The organism is Mucilaginibacter sp. SG538B, assembly GCF_013376065.1.
Classification (GTDB): domain Bacteria; phylum Bacteroidota; class Bacteroidia; order Sphingobacteriales; family Sphingobacteriaceae; genus Mucilaginibacter; species Mucilaginibacter rubeus.
The window spans coordinates 853,003-870,113 of sequence record NZ_JABMJI010000001.1 but is presented as its reverse complement, the minus strand read 5'-3'; the positions used below and the strand labels follow the sequence as shown (position 1 = coordinate 870,113).

Below are 17,111 nucleotides of genomic sequence, written 5' to 3'. Positions count from 1 at the left end.
GATTATTTTAATGAAAAATGTTCAGCAATTGGGCCTAAAGCCAGTGAAGGGAAGAATGACAACGCTGCAATGATCACGATCACCGCGAAGATCATCAACCCAAAGGTTGAAGTATCACTCTTCAATGTACCGGCCGATTCAGGTATATATTTTTTGTTAGCCAACAATCCGGCAATAGCCAGCGGACCAATTATTGGCAGGAACCTGCCCAATATCATCACGATGCCGGTGGTATAGTTCCAAAAGATATTACCATCGCCCAAACCTTCAAAACCCGAACCGTTGTTGGCTGCGGCTGAAGTATACTCGTACAACATTTCGGAGAAACCATGTGTACCGGGGTTATTTAACCAGGCCGAAGGTTTAACAGCCCAATCGGCACCGGCTACGTTAACCACATAATATGATGATATGGCCAAGCCTACAAGGATAATGAACGGGTGAAGCAAAGCGATCAGCGAAGCTATTTTCATCTCCCTCGCCTCTATCTTACGGCCTAAAAACTCAGGCGTACGGCCAACCATCAGTCCTGAAATAAATACTGCTACTATGATAAATATGTAGAAGTTGAGGATACCAACGCCGCAGCCACCATAAAAACAATTAACCATCATACCCAGCAGCATCATAGTACCTGATACCGGCATAGCACTGTCATGCATGGAGTTTACCGAACCTGTAGAGATAATAGTAGTCACGATGCTCCAGTAAGCCGAGTTAGCCGGACCAAATCTTACTTCCTTACCTTCTATAGCACCGGTTGGCTGGCTGATACCCATTTTTGCGATGGCAGGGTTTCCGTTCAGTTCGGCATTCATAGTCGGGATCAACAGCATGAGCATACCCAGCGTCATTACGCCGAAGATCACATAAGCGAATTTCTTTTTATTGAGATAAAAACCCAATGCAAACACCAACGCGATCGGGATAGCAACCTGTGCTACCAGCTCGACAGTATTGGTTAAATAGTTAGGGTTCTCGATAGGGTGGGCGGAGTTTGCGCCAAACCAGCCGCCGCCGTTGGTACCTAAGTGCTTAATAGCAACCAGAGGTGCAACCGGTCCGCGGGATACGTGAACAGTGTCGCCCTGCATACTGATGAAAGTATCTTTACCTGCATAGCTGGTAGTCATGCCGTTAAAAGCGAAGATCACGGCTATTACAAACGAGATAGGCAATAATATACGGGTGATTGATTTTACAAAATACTCCCAAAAGTTGCCCAGCTTATCGGTAACCTTATCTTTCATGGCCCTGAAAACAACCACCAGCGCAGCAATACCTGTAGCAGCCGATACAAAGTGTAGGAACATAAATACAAAGTGCTGTGTAAAGTAAGTAGCACCGCTTTCGCCAGAGTAATGCTGCAGGTTACAGTTTACCAAAAAGCTGATGGCAGTATTGAAAGCTGTATCAGGCGACTGCCCTGGGTTAGCATCGGGGTTAAGCGGCAAATGACCTTGTGCCATTAAACACACAAAGGCATATACCAGCCAAACGCTGTTGATGGTAAGCAGTGCCAGCAGGTGCTGTTTCCAGTTCATTTCGCGTTTGGTGTCGATACCGCTGAAACGGAAAATAAAGCGATCAAGCGGGGCGAGAAAATCGAGCCAGGTTTTTTCGCCCTTAAATACCTTAGCTATGTAGCGGCCAAGGGGAATGGCGATGGCTAAGGTGAGCAGGTAGGTGAAAATTACACCCGTTAGTTCAGTGTTCATAGTTTAATTTTAAAATTTTTCGGGTTTAAGAAGTACGTATACCATGTAAATGAACACGGCTATTGCTACGATGAATAATGCTGCCATGATTTTAGATTTTTTCGAAGTACGTTACAGATTTAAAAAAGACCCAGAATACCACTACAAATGTGGCCAGGTAAGCGATTGTGAGTAAAGCATCCATTTTTATGTGTTTTGCAAAGGGCTTTGCCAAGTGGATGCCAAGAAAAATTATTATTATATAAAAAACTGATTGTTAATTATTTATACAAGTATCAAATTAAGATTTTATTTATTTAGCAGGAATTCAGCTATCATTTTGATAGGTGATTATCAAAGTGGAATTACATTTCTCCTTATCATGGCATTATGATATCTTCGATCACTTAAATCTTATTTTTATGGGACAAAGCGCGTCATTATATCAGGTTACCAACGCCGACTTTTTGAAAATAGCGGATAACCTAAACGATCTTAACCTATTTGACATCGCAAAATCAAGCAGGCACTTCGATAAATCTTTTGAAGGACTTCGGTTTGTGCTTTCAAAAAACAGGGATACCGAAACTACAGACCTTGTACAGGAAATATTTTATCCTGTTTTGTTTTTAGGAGAAGAAATAGACTACGCAAATTTTGACTTTGAAAATACTCCGGACGATTTCGACAGCGTTGCCTTATATTTTCATGATCCATCGAAAGTAGCCCTGATCAACCAACTTCTCGAATTGGTTAGTAATGACGATTTTGTAAAATCATTTAACGCCGATGAGTTAAATACGAATGATATTTATCCGGGTAAGGTCTGGAGCACAGGCACAGGCGATGACCACGCGTTCAATATAACGCATATGCTTCAGGAATTTATCAATCTGAAAAAGGTGTTCAACAGTGCAGCGATTGGTAATGATTATGTTATTTGTACTATTGGGTAACGAAAAATAATGTTTTTTATGAAGGTATTTGTGCGCTGTATAACAACGAAACGGAGCTATTGGAAAGTCATATTTACCCCAAATTTGTTATAAAGTATACAAAAAAGAGACTGGGTCGAAATACCTGCGAAAGTTAGCTGGGCCAAATGTTAGACAACGGAATGAGTATTAAACTATATCTTTAAGGGAGGGCAAAACAGGAGTTTTCTTTGCGAGAAAAGTGGTTTACTGAGAATATTTATGTACCAGCGTAACTTGGTCTAATAACAGTGGCCTCTGGCCTGTGTGTACGGCAGCCAGAGGCCGCTTGATAGTCGACACCCGGAGAGTTGTCTGAACTCGAATTTTTAGAATTTAAGAATTGCCAGAACCAAAGAAAGATTCAATAGATTCAGGTTCAGACAATCCGAAATTACTCCAGGTTATATTCCTTCAACTTCCTATACAATGTAGCCACACCAATATTCAGTAAATGCGCAGCTTCCGCCCTATTACCATGAGTATGGTTCAAAACCCGTTGAATATGCAGTTTCTCTACAGAAGAAAGGTCAAAAGCTGAGATTGGTGCACCGCTTTTCACCTGTTGCTGCTGAACTTCATAAGGTAGCAGGCTCTCATCAAGCACATTGCTATCGGTCAGGATCACCGCACGTTCTACAATATTCTTCAACTCGCGGATGTTACCGGGCCAAGGATAGGCTTCCAGTTTTTCTATGAACTCGTCGCTGAGGGTATTTACCTGCTTTTTTACTTTAAGGGCAAAATGCTGCATAAAGTATTCGGCCAGCAGTTTGATATCTTTTTTACGCTCGCGTAAGGCTGGCAGCGTGATCTGGAATACTGAAAGACGGTAATACAAATCAGACCGGAAATGGCCGTCATTGATTTCGTTGAGCAAATTACGGTTGGTAGCTGCCAGAATCCGTACGTTAACCTGGGTGGGTTTAGTATCGCCAATTTTAATGAATTGCTGCGATTCAAGCACACGAAGTAGCTTAGCCTGCAGATCGTGATCGAGCTCACCTATTTCATCTAAAAATATAGTGCCGCCGTTGGCCTCTTCAAAAAGTCCTTTTTTATCTTTAACTGCTCCCGTGAATGAACCAGCTTTATGACCGAACAGTTCGCTTTCCAATAATTCCTTAGTGAATGCGCTGCAATTTACCGCCACAAATGATTTTGCGCTGCGGTTGCTGGCCTGATGAATAGCTTCGGCAAAAATTTCCTTTCCGGTACCGGTTTCACCCAATAATAACACAGTTGTATCGGTAAGGGCAACCTTTTGGGCAAGCTTAATTACATCGCTGATAGCCGTTGATTTACCGATGAGCCTGTCGAAACCAAACTTATCATTCAGCTTGCTTTCCAGTTCTGCAACCTTTTGCTGTAGCAGGGCTTTATCCATGGCCTTGCTTACCAGCGGGATGATCTTTTCGTTATCATCGCCCTTGGTGATATAGTCAAATGCACCGGCTTTTATGGCCTTTACGCCATCATTAATGGTACCATAGGCGGTCAAAACAATGATCTCGGTATTTGGGTAGTTTTTTTTAATGGTTTCGGAAAGGGTAATACCATCAATATCAGGCAGCTTAACATCGCTTAATACCACCTGTATGCTTTCGAGTTGGAGCTTTTTAAGCCCCTCTTTGGCTGTAGCCGCAGTAATTACCTCATGGCCTTCCAACTGCAGAATGCGCGCCAGCAAGTTACGGAGGCGTTCCTCGTCATCAATAATTAATAGCTTACCTTTTTGCATCGTGGCAAATATGGCAATTTATTTTGAACCTTGATTTTTAGGATTTAAGGATTTCCTGATAGAATAGTCCTAAATAGTCTCATTCAAAACCTCAGGGAATCCCATAATCAAGCGAATCAAGGTTACCAACGGTAACGCCTTGTCGCCCGCATCAGTTGCCTGTGGCGTTTAGCCTCATAATAATCGCTGGTTACCAGGATAGAATGAATCACGCCCGGGATCCAGAAGAAAAGGGTTAAAAATATATTCAATATAAATGCACCTATCCTGCCGGTGGTGAGGATGGCAAGCGGTGGCAGTAAAAAGCACAGAAAATATCGCATGGCAATAGTTTTAATGTTTAAACCATTTAGACAATGCGCCGGGAAATTTGTTACTGCTTTATTTCTTCACCAAGATTAGGTGGCAACTGGTCGCCAAAAAAAAGCGCTTTCAATTCAGTAGCATCATTTGGGTTCATTTTTCCGCCTAATATTAACCTTAATTGGCGACGGCGAAGCGCCCCCTCATACAATGCGCGCTCTTTATCCGTTTCAGGTACCAGCTCGGGCACAGTTGTCTTTTGGCCATCTTTATCCAAAGCAACAAAGGTATAATAGGCCTCATTACTTTTTACTTTAGTGCCTGATGGAATGTTTTGCGCCCATACATCCATCCTTACCTCAACTGAAGTAGTGAACGCGCGGGTAACCTTTGCTTCAATACTAATCACATCACCTAACTTTATCGGTGACTGGAACGATACGTTATCTACTGAAGCTGTCACCACGATCCTGTTACAGTGCTTTTGTGCCGAAATAGCAGCGGCAATATCCATCCAATGCAGCAGACGGCCACCCATCAGGTTGTTTAAAGTGTTGGTATCATTGGGCAATACCAGTTCGTTCATGATGGTGTATGATTCCTGCGGCGATTTTCCGGTCATATTCAGTCTGCTTTTGGGGCAAAGATAGGAAAAAACCTCACCCCAGCCCTCTCTTTTGGGGATTGGCTGAACGTACCTTGTAAATGTTTTGCCCCTGCCGAAATCCCTTTGCCCTGAAATAAAAACATGTCATTATAAGAAGAACGACGAAGCAATCGCACGCAATACAGGGTGACCGTGCTTTCGTACCATTGCTTCGTACCTTATAATAACGTGTTTTTTGTTTACTACTCCGTCTTCAAACTCTTTACCGGGTTCATCAGCGCGGCTTTCACGCTCAAAAACGAAACCGTTGCAAAGGCAACCAGCAACACCAGGAAAAATGGAATAACAAACAGGAAGGGGTTGATATCCATCCTGAAAGCATATGTTTGCAGCCATTGATGAATAGCGTACCAGCCTATTGGTGCCGAAATCACAAACGATACCACTACAAGCAGGGCGAAGTCTTTATACAACAATCTTAAAATACTGTTTACTGAAGCTCCCAGTACCTTGCGTATGCCAATTTCCTTGGTGCGCTGTACAATGGTGTATGATACGAGGCCAAATAAACCTAAACAGGCCACAAAAATGGCGATGCCGGTAAATACGCCAAACACCTGCCCAAAGCGCTGATCAGTTTTGTATTGCTCGTTAAAATGCTGATCTAAAAAGAAATAATCAAACTGGTCGCCTGGGAAAAAACTGGCCCAGGTTTTCTTTAAGTCGGCGATGGTTTGCGGCATATTGGTTGTACTTACCTTTACCGATACCGGGCCCCGAACATCAGGGATACAACGGAAGATCATGGAATCGTAGGCATCATGTAAGGATTGCTGGTGAAAATTATCAGCCACTCCTATTATCTCATAAACCTGTCCCCAAAAATCGATGCGTTTGCCAAGGGCATCGGCAGGTTTGCTAAAGCCTAACTGTTCAACCCCTTTTTTGGTGAATATCACTTTATGTGGTTCATCTCCAAACTCTTTCGAAAACTTACGACCGGCTATCAGTTTGATATCATAAGCGTTAAGGTAGTCATAGTCGGCACCAATAATGCGGTATTGTTTGCTTGTGCTTTGATCGGAGCCAACCAACTTAATACCGCCAGCGTTCCATTGCACAGGTTCGCCGGGGATAGAAGTAGATACGGTTACACTTTTAACGGCAGATTGCGCCAGGCATTCGTGTTTAAATGAGCTCATGCTACGGTAAAACGAATCTACCTTAACCAACGGAGCTTTAATGACCAGTGTTTGATCTATTTTTACCCCTAACTTTTGGCTTTGCATGTATTTAAGTTGTTTGAACACTGTAAGCGATCCTATCAGTAAAAATATCGACGCAGCAAACTGGAATACCACCATTGCCTTACGTAATATCACTCCCCCTGGCGATGCCAGGATCTTGCCTTTCATCACCTCAACCGGCCTGAACGCCGATAATACAATGGCCGGGTAAAAACCGCTGAAGAATGAGCCCAACACAAAGATTCCCAAAACAGCCAACCAAAAAGTTGCTTTAGCAAATAACGTAAAACCCATCTGCATGCCGGAAATATTGGCAAATGCAGGCAAACAGGCCATAATGATAAGCAATGCCAGGCCAATAGCCATGGCGTTAAGCATCATGGCCTCCAACATGAACTGGGTAATCAACTGTGCTTTTGCCGAGCCCAAAGTTTTACGCACCCCAACCTCTTTAGCCCGGCCAATACCTCGGGCAGTAGCCAGGTTGATATAGTTGATCCATGCTATGATGATCACAAAAATAGCGATGCCCAAAAGCAGGTACACCGACTTGCCATCTCCATTGGGCTGAAACTCCAGCATCCTGTTGGAATACAGGTGGATATCCTTTACCGGCTGAAGTGTATAAATGCCGCCTTCGCCCGTACCAGGATATTTATCATAAGCTTTTTTTACTACAGGGATAAACTTAGCTTCCAAAGCACGCGGATCAACTCCCGGTTTAAGCAGCAGGTAAGTTGTGCAGCCGTCACTCAGCCAGGCATTATCGAGATTAAAATCTTTATTAGGCGGATTTTCTTTAAGCAGCGTAGCGTAGGATTGCATGATATCGAAATTCATATGCGTGTTGGCAGGCATATTTTCCATTACGCCGGTAATTTTAAGCGGCTTATCTGTATTAATATACAAGGTTTGTCCCACGGGATTTACGCCATGAAAAAGTCTATCGGCAATTTGCCGGGTAATTACCGCGGTGTTGGGTTCTTTAAGTGCGGTATTTCCGTCGCCGTTTATTAGCGGGAAAGAAAAGGTTTTAAAAAAAGCGTCGCTTACATAGTAAACATTCCGGATTACCATTTTCTGATCCTTGTAGTTGGCTATGGTTTGCCCTGCTCCTACAATCTTTACGTACTCTTCAATATCGGGGAGCGCATTTTTAAAAGCTGTGCCGGGTGCAAAGGCCCCACCGGCCCACTGAGTGCTCAATTTGCCATTGTTGTACCTATCCTGGTTAATACGGAATACACGATCTTTGTTGACATGGAAATCATCGAAACTAAGCTCAAAGCTAACATATTGCAAAATGAGCAAGCAAGCCGCCATGCCAATAGCCAGTCCTACTATGTTTATAGCGGAGAAAGCTTTGTTTTTTGAAAGGTTTCTAAAAGCAACCAGCAGGTAATTTTTAAGCATAATTGTGGGGTTTATACTGGCAATTCAGCTAATCGCGTGCCTTATTTTTAAATCACTGACTATAAGTAACTTAAATCAAAATCAATCAACGAAACTGTTCGTTTCCGCACAGTTATTGTGCGATTGTGGTTAGAGATTTGAGGTTCGGTTATTTTTACTGCGCAAGTATTGTGTGGCTGCCTATGAGAGGATTACTTGCGCCTTCTGCATCTTGTCCGGGTAGTTTGAAATCGTTGGACACAAGCAAATGAACGGACAGAGAAGGCTTTGACTAAACATCATTACCTCGTGTAGTGGATTGTTTAGTGTTTTGTATTGATTAAGTATTATAACTAACTTACAGACAATTATAAACCTGATTATCAATCAATACAATCAACCTTATTTTCAATTACCATGGATCAACCCAAAGTATTTATCAGTGTTGGGGGAACCTCAACTCCCAGCCAGGAAGATTTTGTAAAATCTATAGAAGACAGACTTAGAAGCGAAAATTTGATTCCCTACACCATCGGAAGAAATACATTCAGTTCTGATTCGCCTTTAAAATCAATAAAGGGATTGATGGATGAATGTTCAGGCATCTTAGTTATTGCACTTGAGCGAATCTATTTTGAAAGCGGGATTGAAAAACGGGGCAGCGCTAATGAAATAACACTATCAACAACCAAATTTGCTACTCCCTGGAATCAAATTGAATCAGCGATAGCATACACTAAGAATCTTCCGATTTTAGTTATCGTGGAGGAAGGAATACGTGCCGAGGGCTTATTAGAAAAAGGCTACGACTGGTATGTGATGACAGTAAAACCCAACCAAAATTCGTTATCAACAGTAGAGTTTAATGGTGTTTTGGCCAGTTGGAAGAGCAAAGTGGAGGCACTCAGCATTAGCAAAAATAATACTGCTGCCGAAAGAAGGAAAATTGTCCCGGACGAGCTAACTGTCGGCGAGTTACTATCAAATATGAAACCTGCTCAACTATGGGGAGTGTTGGCCGCTATTATTGCATTAATGGCTGCAATTTTCGTGATTGGCCAGCATTTTCCGGGCTAAATAGAATTTTAAGTTTGTAGTAGATCATTTCCTTGCGCAAACATTGTGCTTTTGCCTGTAGGGAGGCTTACTTACGCCCTCTGCATCAGATATCTCATGTCCAGGCAAATAAAAAAGGGTTGGATACCGGCAGGTGGACAAATAATGATAAAAATGAAAATACCGTATTATATAAGATTCTTTATTTTTGCTGAAGCAACTAAACCGATAATCAAAACAAGTCATCATGGGGCTATTCGACCTTTTCAGGAAAAAACCACCAGAACAAATCCAACCAACTGCACAGCCTCAGAAAGAAGAACCTATTGCAAAATATAGCGATTATAATGGCTACCTCATAGAGGTACTTAAAGACAGATTAGTTGAAATGGGGCACCAGGTTGAACGTCATCCGCAATATCTTACTTTGATACTTGATTCGGGCTTAGAAATATCCACTTCAATCATTGACGTGCCAGATGCACATCCATTTTTGATACAACTTAATATTTTAACCAGGCATCCTTTATATCTGGAGCAAGGGATATATGAATGTTTAGCCGGTATTGGCGAAACGATGGATAAGAGGATTACTTCGGCCTTAGATAATTACCTTAACATTGTGTTTCCGCCAATAATGGAGGGCTTTACGGATACTCATGACCCGGAAGCTGATATGCTGGTAATTACAAATGCTCGGGAGATACTTTGGCACCCTAAGTTAGGCGACTTAATGGTGCAGGGGCAATGGGAGGAAATGCCGGACGGAAAATATCTTTTTGAAACTTTAAGAGAGAAAATTCAACCGGTTTTAATCGACAAAAAATTTAACTCTCTAAAAATTTATATTTCCAAACGAGCCGATGGCACTATAATAGGCGAATGCGTTTTTAATAATCAGCAATGGAACGATGGCCTTGACGAAATGACCAAACACGCAGAAACCTGGGTAGTGAAAGGTGACTTTATGGCCTTGAAACAAGTAATTATGTTCAGGAGATGCGACGTTTATGATGGTTTGTAGCGGTTACCAAATCCTCACATCAGCTCATTATCCTTTTTAACATGATAAGCCTTGTACGATAAGTAAAACAAGGCCAAAGCTGGCAGAGCGCCAAGGATTATCCCAACTGTATTAGGCTTTGGATAGGTAGACACTATTTGCACAATAAACAATATCGTGGCAACTATACCACCTATAAGATAAAGATATTTGAATTTGGGGTTCATAGGTTATTTACATACTAACAACAGGGCATCCTTAACTTGTTTACTTAGTTTTGAAAGACTTACGAAGTATTTGGAACTTCGTAAGTCTTTCAAAGCTGCTTACCGTTTCAATTCATATTTAGCAGGCACATCAGGTACCAGTTTAAATACCGCAGCCGCAAGCGGCGGTATAGTAATTTTGATAGACTGGCTTTTGCCATGCCAGCTTACCTGATCGCTATTTACAGGCTCATAATTGATGATGCCGCTGCCCCAGTATTTTTCATTATCCGAATTAAAGATCTCTTTCCACTTACCGGCAGCAGGTACGCCTATGCGATAATCACGGCGTACAACGGGGGTCATGTTCAGAATGATCATCAGGTCGTTTTTACTGTCATGTCCCATCCGGCGGTAAACCAGTATGGAATCATTGGCATTGCCGCCGTCAACCCATTCAAAACCCCGGTGCGAAAAGGCTTTTTCATACAGCGCAGGCTCTGTACGGTATAAATGGTTCAACGCCTTAACTGTTTCGCTAATACCCTGGTGATTTGGATACTGCAGCACATGCCACTGTAACGATTTGCCGAAATCCCATTCATCGCCCTGCCCAAATTCGCCGCCCATAAAGAGTAGTTTTGAACCGGGGTGTGTGAACATGTATCCGTACATCAGTCTCAGGTTAGCAAACTGCCTCCACTCATCGCCGGGCATTTTGCGCAACATACTACCTTTACCATAAACAACCTCATCATGCGAGAAAGGCAGCATAAAGTTTTCGGTAAAGGCATATATGGTGCTAAAAGTTATTTCGTTATGATGATATTTACGATGGATAGGATCCTCATGAAAGTAATCGATAGTATCATGCATCCAGCCCATCATCCATTTCATACCAAAGCCCAGGCCACCTAAATAAACCGGGCGACTAACGCCGGTAAATGACGTAGATTCTTCAGCTATGGTTTGTACCGATGGAAAATGGCTGTAAACAGCTTCGTTAAATTCTTTGAGAAATGATATAGCTTCGAGGTTTTCGTTACCACCATACCTGTTAGCTTCCCATTCGCCATGCTTGCGCGAATAATCAAGGTACAGCATTGAGGCCACCGCGTCAACGCGTAAACCATCGGCATGATACCTTTCCAGCCAAAAAAGCGCGTTGCTGATCAGAAAAGCCCTTACCTCGTTTCGGCCGTAGTTAAAAATATATGATTTCCAGTCGGGGTGAAAACCTTTGCGGGCATCGGCATGCTCATAAAGGTGTGTACCGTCAAATTTATACAGCGCATGGATATCTCCCGGAAAATGCGAAGGCACCCAATCCAGGATTACGCCAATACCGGCTTTGTGAAATTCTTCAATCAGGTACATCAGTTGTTGTGGTGTACCGTAGCGTGATGCCGCTGCAAAATAACCACTTACCTGGTAACCCCAGCTCGGATAATACGGGTGTTCCATAATAGGCATAAACTCCACATGGGTGAAGCCCATTTCCTTTACATAAGGCACCATTTTTTCGGCAAGCTGAGTGTAAGTTAAAAACTCGTCCGGACTTTCGGGATTACGCGCCCATGAGCCCAAATGCACTTCGTAAACCGAATATGGCCTGTCGAGCGCGTTATGTTCATGACGGTTCTGCATCCAATCCTGATCCTTCCACTCATAAAAAGTATCAGCAACTATAGAGGCAGTACGCGGCGGCAGTTCCCAGCGTAAAGCAAAGGGATCGCTTTTTTCCAGGTCTTCGCCGGTTGATGATTTGATATAGTATTTATACGTTTCGCCATTGCCAACATTTGGAATAAAACCTTCCCAAATACCCGATGAATCCCAGCGGGCATTCAAACTATGCGAACCGCGGTTCCAGCCGTTAAAGTTGCCAATTACCGCTACGTATTGTGCGTTTGGAGCCCAAACGGCAAAATAAGTCCCAATAACACCCTGATATTCCACTACATGCGAGCCCAGTTTTTCGTACAGCTTATAATGTTTGCCCGACTTAAATAAACTGATATCAAAATCCGTAAAACGGCTGTATGGTTCAACGGCTTTAAGCTTTACAGGTTGCGGGGTAATTTCTGTCGGGTTATTGGCATTCACCGCTTTCGACTTAACCGGCGCAGCTTTTTTAACGGCTGAAGGCTTCTCAGCAGCAGTCGATTTTGTTTTAACCGGCTCAGCTTTCTCTGCAACGATAGGCTTTTCGGCAGCCGCTGTTTTTGTTTTAACTGCTTTTTTATGTTCCGGGGCTCCTGTTTCAGGCGTTACTTTATCGGCTTTGACCTTAGTGACGGCTTTTTTTTCCTTTACAGGCTTTGTATCCGGTAAGGGGTTCTCGGTTTTAGTTGTTTTTTTGGCCATGATATAGATAACCTGTTAGGGTGTTAGTAAATAACCCAAATCACAGGAATGAGTTTGGTTTATATGTAATCAAATATAACAGGATTAATATATTATGCAGGGTTTTGGAGATTTATTTTTGGAGGGAAGATTGTCTGAATCAGAATTTACCGAATTTGAGAATTAACAGGATAACTTGTCTGAACTGATTTATTGAATTAAGAGAATTTATTAAATTTACTAAGCATTCTGTCCGTTCATCTAATCCAATAAATTCGAATTCATACAAAAAACGCCATTGCAGTAGCAATGGCGTTTTAATGAGATAGCCTTAACGTGAGCAAAGCTATAAAGGTTTTTTTTCTTGATTTACAAGGCTACAGCTACCTTTAACCTTTTGCCCTTCAGCTTTAACCTCTTCTAAATACTATCTGCTTATTTCAATATGTTTAAAGTTTTTACTGTATTTAAATTCTACCGTTTTATCATCATTTAGTTGAAATTCTTTTACCTCTTTGCCATCTACTTTTATTTTTGATGGCGTAAACGGCAAACCTATCAGGTTAAAATGATAGCCGTCATAGCGTGGGGTATACAAACCTTCCAGGCTCTGATCAATGGTTAAATTTTTGCTGCTGCCATTTACCACAAACTTTTTCTCCAGATAAATATCCTGCTCGTAAGCAAAGGTTTCGCCGTAATCTTCAAACAGGAATGAATTTACTTCATAATCGGTATAGTAAATATTCAGCTTTACTTCTTCAATCTCTTTGTGGCCAACATACTGCATTACCGGGTATTCAGGGATTACCGAACCTGCTTTAATGAATAGAGGCATGGTTTCAAGTGGGGTATCTACTGATACTTCCTGGCCGCCGTTAACAACCTCGTGAGTCCAGAAGTTGTACCATTTACCTTTAGGCAGGTATACGTTGCGTTTGATCTGGCCCGGTTCCATTACAGGGCAAACCAGGATCTTATCACCATATGTAAACTCATCCTGGCGGAAGTGGTTCAGCTGTGTGTCCTGCTCATGCATTACAACCGGCCTCAAAATTGGGAACCCATAGCGGTGGTGCTCCCAGAAAGTGGAATACAGGTAAGGGATCAGGCGGTAACGCAACTCGATAAACTTACGGTTGATGGCAGTGAATGGTTCACCAAAACTCCATGGCTCGCGCTCTTTGGTATCACCTGCCGAGTGCGCACGCATAAACGGCGAAAAGGTGCCCATCTGAATCCAGCGGGTAAACAGTTCGCCATCGGGCTCACCACTAAAACCGCCAATGTCGGTACCGCAAAACGGAATGCCCGATATCGACAAGCGCTGACACTGGATATTACCCAGCTTCAGGTGTTCCCATGAGGCTACGTTATCACCGGTCCACACCGATGAAAAGCGTTGTACACCTGAATAACCTGCCCTTGTAATAGTAAAAGGGCGTTTGTTTTTCATGATCTTGCGCAAGCCTTCGTAGGTTGAGCGTACCATCTGCATGCCATAAATATTATGCGCCTTGCGGTGTGATCCACGGTAACCATCGTACTGGTGACGCACATCATCAGGGAAGGTACCGGCACCAAATACAGCAGGCTCATTCATATCGTTCCAAACACCGGCAACGCCCATTTGTACCAGTTCGTCAAACAAACCGCCCCACCATTCGCGTACTTCAGGATTGGTAAAGTCAGGAAACTGGCAACGGCCTGGCCATACGTGGCCCTCCATAAAGTAATCATCGCTTCGGCGGCAGAAATATCGCTTCTCCTTACCCTCCCTGAATACCTCGTAGTTGTCATCCACACGGATCCCCGGATCAATAATTACCACCGTTTTAAAGCCATCAGCCGCAAGCTCGCTGATCATTTTTTTAGGATCGGGGAAATACTTACGGTTCCAGGTAAAGCAGCGGTAACCATCCATATAATCGATATCCAGATAGATACCATCGCATGGGATCTGGTTTTCGCGGAAACCTTTGGCTATCTTCTTAACCTTAGCTTCAGGATAATAGCTCCAGCGGCATTGATGGTAACCCAGCGCCCAAAGCGGTGGCATAGGGTGTGTACCGGTTAAGGTGTGGTAGCTTTTTACCACGTCCATCATGTGCGGCCCGTGGATATAGTAATATTGCAGTTCGCCGCCATCAGCCCAAAAACTTGTTTTAGTCCTGTCTTCGGCGCCAAAGTCAAATTGCGCTTTAAATGTATTATCAAAAAAGATACCGTGTGCTATACCCTCGTTTACGCTGATATAAAAAGGGATACTGCGGTACAAAGGGTCCTGGTTCCACTGAAACGAGTAGGCATCAGTGTTCCAGTTTTTTAGCCTTTTGCCACGCAGGTTAAATTCGGTTGGTTTATCGCCTAAGCCAAAGAAGCTTTCGTCGGGTGCGCAGGTTTTGGTGCAAAACACATAATAACCGCCCGCCTGCACGTTCTCTTCCCAATGCATTGGCACAGCATCGATGCTGGTTACATGGTTACTGCTATCTGAAAAAGAGATAAAGAAATCCTTTTTGCGGATATGGCAGTTCACTTTATAAGTAGATACCCGAAATTCATTATCATCTTCATGCAGAGTAAAACCTGCCACCTTGGTTGGCAGCTTAGGCACCCCGTATGAAAAATCGTCTAAAAAAACGCTATGCGGCGCAAGCCTCACACGGATAATCTCGTCGGTAACAACTATTACTTCAACTTTAGCATCGCCATCAGTAAAGTAGAACTTATTCCCCACCTGATCGGCATGATTGGGTACACCGAGATACTTTTTTACAACCGGCTTAATACCATCGGCAGGGTTATTAAGGTGGTGAAATTCCTCTTCTTCTTCAAGTAAGTTTTCTGCTTCAATTAACTTACTGGTTATCAACTCCGGATTTGGGGTATTACTTTCCATTCAAACAAATTAGTGGCTTCTGCAAAGATGTATAAAGTGTACTTACTACGCAATATACAATAATTGAATTAACGAAAAACCATTAACCGTGCCAAATCCTTAATTTTTATTCAATTTGCAGCTTCAATTATTTGAATTTTCTTACCATCCTGAACAAAAAGAACAGCTATCGCCCCCAGGAACATAAAAATACCGGCCATTACTAAAGCATAAATGGCATGCCCGCTGTATGTATACTTCACTATCGGACCACCAATAATGCCATTAACTATTTGCGGAAAAGTAATAAAGAAATTAAAAATGCCCATGTATACGCCTATCTTTTTGGCTGGTATTGAGCTTGATAGAATAGCATAAGGCATAGCAAGGATACTCCCCCAAGCCAAACCGACGCCAATCATTGACAAAATCAGCAGACGGGGATCAGGAATAAAGAATACGGAGATTAACCCTAAACCGCCCATAGTTAATGAAAACGCATGCGCTTTTTTTCGGCTCAGTTTTTTAACTATGCGGGGCAATAACAAAGCATACACTGCCGATACTAAATTATATACACCAAACAATACATTTACCCAGTTGGCGGCATCATTATAAGCTGCCGAAGAAGTATCCCCTGCCGAGATGTGGTAAACATGATCAACAACTGCCGGGGTTGTAAACACCCACATAGAGAAAAGTGCGAACCAGGAGAAAAACTGTACCAACCCTAATTGCTTCATAGTTTTGGGCATATTGACCAGGTCGGAGAAGATCTCCAACAAACCGCCTTTATGCCCAGATAACATTTCGTCCTTTTCATGAAAGGTTGCATAAACTTCGGGGGGATATTCTTTAGTGCGGACTACAGTCCATAAAATAGCGCCTATTAAAACCGCGGCACCAATGTAAAATGAATACAGCACATTATTAGGCACAATGCCCTGATCGGCTGTTTTGGCTATTCCAAACCATTCGGCAAAAACATAAGGTAGCCATGAACCAATTACAGCGCCTACACCTATCAAACAGGTTTGCATGGAAAAACCGGTTGTATGCTGGCTATCGGGCAGGTTATCAGCCACCAAAGCTCTGAAAGGTTCCATAGCTACGTTGAATGAAGCATCCATAATCATGAGCATGCCAGCGCCTACTACTATCGGCGGGATCAGCGCTGCCAACATAGATGAGTTGGGCATAAAAAACAATGCCAAACCCGATAAAATAGCGCCTGTTAAAAAGTAAGGGCGGCGGCGACCAAGACGGTTCCAGGTCCTGTCGCTGTAATGACCAATGATAGGCTGAACAACCATGCCTGTTATAGGCGCGGCCAACCAAAACCACGACAAATGCTCCACATCGGCACCAAAGGTTTGGAGGATGCGGCTTGCGTTACCTGTTTGTAAGGCAAAACCAAACTGGATGCCCAAAAAGCCGAAACTCATGTTAAAGATCTGCCAAAAGCTTAACCGTGGCTTTTGCGCGATGGTTGGTTTACTCATAATTGGTTTTATAATGTCAGAATCAAAATTCACAGATTTTTTTGGATTTTCAGAATATCAGGGTGTCATGCTGAGCCTGTCGAAGCATGGCGGCGAAGGCCTCTGCGCGCGACCCTTCGACAAGTTCAGGGTGACAGGCCCGCACGGAACACTATG

13 protein-coding genes are annotated in these 17,111 nt (G+C 43.0%); 3 read left to right on the top strand and 10 right to left on the bottom strand.

The genetic code is table 11. The features are described 5' to 3' along the window. Positions 1 to 2 precede the first annotated feature (2 nt). On the bottom strand, positions 3 to 1,718 hold the full coding sequence (gene kdpA / locus FHW88_RS03345; RefSeq protein ID WP_176623153.1) for a potassium-transporting ATPase subunit KdpA: 1,716 nt from the start codon (positions 1,716 to 1,718) through the stop codon (positions 3 to 5). Positions 1,719 to 1,727: 9 nt separating this feature from the next. Continuing rightward, on the bottom strand, positions 1,728 to 1,805 hold the full coding sequence (gene kdpF, locus FHW88_RS30375; RefSeq protein WP_083879072.1) for a K(+)-transporting ATPase subunit F: 78 nt from the start codon (positions 1,803 to 1,805) through the stop codon (positions 1,728 to 1,730). A gap of 314 nt (positions 1,806 to 2,119) precedes the next feature. Between kdpF and FHW88_RS03335 the strand changes: the two genes are divergently transcribed. After that, positions 2,120 to 2,653, top strand: coding sequence for a DUF1877 family protein (locus tag FHW88_RS03335; RefSeq protein ID WP_176623151.1), 534 nt, complete (start codon positions 2,120 to 2,122; stop codon positions 2,651 to 2,653). Positions 2,654 to 3,065: 412 nt separating this feature from the next. On the opposite strand, the gene FHW88_RS03330 is transcribed toward FHW88_RS03335, so the two are convergent. The 4 genes from FHW88_RS03330 to FHW88_RS03315 form a co-directional block, all read right to left on the bottom strand. After that, on the bottom strand, positions 3,066 to 4,412 hold the full coding sequence (locus FHW88_RS03330; protein ID WP_090531509.1) for a sigma-54-dependent transcriptional regulator: 1,347 nt from the start codon (positions 4,410 to 4,412) through the stop codon (positions 3,066 to 3,068). Positions 4,413 to 4,534: 122 nt separating this feature from the next. Further along, positions 4,535 to 4,735: a YqaE/Pmp3 family membrane protein gene (locus FHW88_RS03325; protein WP_090531506.1), complete on the bottom strand. Its 201-nt coding sequence runs from the start codon at positions 4,733 to 4,735 to the stop codon at positions 4,535 to 4,537. A 50-nt stretch (positions 4,736 to 4,785) separates the two neighbouring features. Beyond that, a complete protein-coding gene (locus FHW88_RS03320; protein WP_090532037.1) occupies positions 4,786 to 5,337 on the bottom strand; it encodes an acyl-CoA thioesterase in 552 nt (183 codons plus the stop codon). Positions 5,338 to 5,564: 227 nt separating this feature from the next. Then, the gene (locus FHW88_RS03315) at positions 5,565 to 7,982 is read right to left on the bottom strand and encodes an ABC transporter permease (protein ID WP_176623149.1); all 2,418 of its coding nucleotides are present in this window, start codon (positions 7,980 to 7,982) and stop codon (positions 5,565 to 5,567) included. Positions 7,983 to 8,378: 396 nt separating this feature from the next. On the opposite strand from FHW88_RS03315, the gene FHW88_RS03310 reads away from it, so the two are divergent. Both FHW88_RS03310 and FHW88_RS03305 read left to right on the top strand, forming a co-directional pair. Further along, the gene (locus tag FHW88_RS03310) at positions 8,379 to 9,038 is read left to right on the top strand and encodes a hypothetical protein (protein ID WP_176623147.1); all 660 of its coding nucleotides are present in this window, start codon (positions 8,379 to 8,381) and stop codon (positions 9,036 to 9,038) included. A 226-nt stretch (positions 9,039 to 9,264) separates the two neighbouring features. Beyond that, positions 9,265 to 10,041 (top strand): DUF6348 family protein, encoded by a 777-nt coding sequence (locus FHW88_RS03305; protein WP_176623145.1) that lies wholly within the window; start codon positions 9,265 to 9,267, stop codon positions 10,039 to 10,041. Positions 10,042 to 10,055: 14 nt separating this feature from the next. On the opposite strand, the gene FHW88_RS03300 is transcribed toward FHW88_RS03305, so the two are convergent. From FHW88_RS03300 to FHW88_RS03285, 4 genes are all read right to left on the bottom strand, one after another. Further along, on the bottom strand, positions 10,056 to 10,247 hold the full coding sequence (locus FHW88_RS03300; protein WP_090531498.1) for a hypothetical protein: 192 nt from the start codon (positions 10,245 to 10,247) through the stop codon (positions 10,056 to 10,058). A gap of 99 nt (positions 10,248 to 10,346) precedes the next feature. Beyond that, positions 10,347 to 12,593, bottom strand: a complete 2,247-nt coding sequence (gene glgB / locus FHW88_RS03295; RefSeq protein ID WP_176623143.1) for a 1,4-alpha-glucan branching protein GlgB — start codon at positions 12,591 to 12,593, stop codon at positions 10,347 to 10,349. A gap of 406 nt (positions 12,594 to 12,999) precedes the next feature. After that, entirely contained in the window at positions 13,000 to 15,474 is a 2,475-nt protein-coding gene (locus tag FHW88_RS03290; RefSeq protein WP_176623141.1) for a TIM-barrel domain-containing protein, read from the bottom strand. Positions 15,475 to 15,584: 110 nt separating this feature from the next. Further along, positions 15,585 to 16,955 (bottom strand): MFS transporter, encoded by a 1,371-nt coding sequence (locus FHW88_RS03285; RefSeq protein ID WP_176623139.1) that lies wholly within the window; start codon positions 16,953 to 16,955, stop codon positions 15,585 to 15,587. Between the last annotated feature and the right edge of the window lie 156 nt (positions 16,956 to 17,111).

Coding starts and splice junctions, on each gene's coding strand:
- FHW88_RS03310 (WP_176623147.1), top strand. CDS start 8,379: ATGGATCAACCCAAAGTATTTATCAGTGTTGGGGGAACCTCAACTCCC.
- FHW88_RS03330 (WP_090531509.1), bottom strand. CDS start 4,412: ATGCAAAAAGGTAAGCTATTAATTATTGATGACGAGGAACGCCTCCGT.
- FHW88_RS03290 (WP_176623141.1), bottom strand. CDS start 15,474: ATGGAAAGTAATACCCCAAATCCGGAGTTGATAACCAGTAAGTTAATT.
- FHW88_RS03315 (WP_176623149.1), bottom strand. CDS start 7,982: ATGCTTAAAAATTACCTGCTGGTTGCTTTTAGAAACCTTTCAAAAAAC.
- FHW88_RS03305 (WP_176623145.1), top strand. CDS start 9,265: ATGGGGCTATTCGACCTTTTCAGGAAAAAACCACCAGAACAAATCCAA.
- kdpA (WP_176623153.1), bottom strand. CDS start 1,718: ATGAACACTGAACTAACGGGTGTAATTTTCACCTACCTGCTCACCTTA.
- glgB (WP_176623143.1), bottom strand. CDS start 12,593: ATGGCCAAAAAAACAACTAAAACCGAGAACCCCTTACCGGATACAAAG.
- FHW88_RS03285 (WP_176623139.1), bottom strand. CDS start 16,955: ATGAGTAAACCAACCATCGCGCAAAAGCCACGGTTAAGCTTTTGGCAG.
- FHW88_RS03325 (WP_090531506.1), bottom strand. CDS start 4,735: ATGCGATATTTTCTGTGCTTTTTACTGCCACCGCTTGCCATCCTCACC.
- FHW88_RS03320 (WP_090532037.1), bottom strand. CDS start 5,337: ATGACCGGAAAATCGCCGCAGGAATCATACACCATCATGAACGAACTG.
- FHW88_RS03335 (WP_176623151.1), top strand. CDS start 2,120: ATGGGACAAAGCGCGTCATTATATCAGGTTACCAACGCCGACTTTTTG.
- FHW88_RS03300 (WP_090531498.1), bottom strand. CDS start 10,247: ATGAACCCCAAATTCAAATATCTTTATCTTATAGGTGGTATAGTTGCC.
- kdpF (WP_083879072.1), bottom strand. CDS start 1,805: ATGGCAGCATTATTCATCGTAGCAATAGCCGTGTTCATTTACATGGTA.